1 protein-coding gene is annotated in these 318 nt (G+C 43.7%); it reads right to left on the bottom strand.

Annotated features, from left to right (window positions below; genetic code table 11):
* Positions 1 to 318: C-terminal helicase domain-containing protein (locus FH871_RS35405; protein ID WP_138995392.1), on the bottom strand; the 318-nt coding region annotated here is incomplete at both ends.

The raw sequence follows: 318 nt of genomic DNA, 5'->3' as shown, positions 1-318 counted from the left end.
TTCTTCAATGGTCATATTAGAGCGACTTTCATCACCATCCAACACAGTTGTCACCAAATTCTTCTTGGAATCCTGCAATTCAAGGATTTTTTCTTCAATGGTTCCTCTAGTAATAAGACGATAGACTTCAACTTTTTCCTTTTGTCCTAGTCGGTGAGCCCGACTGATGGCCTGCATCTCTACAGCTGGATTCCACCAAAGGTCAATCAAAATGACCGTATCTGCTCCGGTCAGATTGAGGCCAACACCGCCAGCTTTAAGTGACACCAAGAAGACATCCTTACTGCCGTTATTAAAAGCCTTAGTCATCTCCTGCCT

It is taken from the genome of Larkinella sp. C7, assembly GCF_006149005.1.
In the GTDB taxonomy this organism is placed as follows: Bacteria; Bacteroidota; Bacteroidia; order Cytophagales; family Spirosomataceae; genus Larkinella.
The sequence above is the reverse complement of the archived record's forward strand: the minus strand, read 5'-3'. Positions and strand labels throughout refer to the sequence as shown.